Source organism: Mesorhizobium sp. M7A.F.Ca.MR.148.00.0.0, assembly GCF_003997735.1.
Taxonomy (GTDB): Bacteria; Pseudomonadota; Alphaproteobacteria; order Rhizobiales; family Rhizobiaceae; genus Mesorhizobium.
On record NZ_RZTB01000572.1, the window covers coordinates 1 to 268 of the forward strand.

Annotated in this window: 1 protein-coding gene; it reads left to right on the top strand. The window is 58.6% G+C overall.

Annotation, left to right across the window (positions count from 1 at the left end; genetic code table 11):
* Positions 1-218: hypothetical protein (locus tag EOB49_RS37175; protein WP_206526226.1), on the top strand; the 218-nt coding region annotated here is incomplete at its 5' end.
* Positions 219-268 lie beyond the last annotated feature (50 nt).

The window sequence follows — 268 nt, forward strand, 5'->3', positions numbered from 1 at the left end:
AGTTGACCGATGAAAAAAGGCTCCAGAGGTACATTTGCATACTCGACCCGACCAACGCATGGACGGTCTGGGATTGCGAGATGGAGATGCCGGCTTCACTGAGAGGCCAGCTTCTGACCGGGCGGTCGAAGGAGCGAGCCGAGGCTGCCCGCGTAATTCTGGAGCGTATCCACAAAAGCAAGATGGATGGTGGCAAGCCAAATCGGCTCCTCGACTAATCGTGCCTTCTGCGCTTCGTGGCGAGACCGCTGTCATGGTCGGCTCGGCC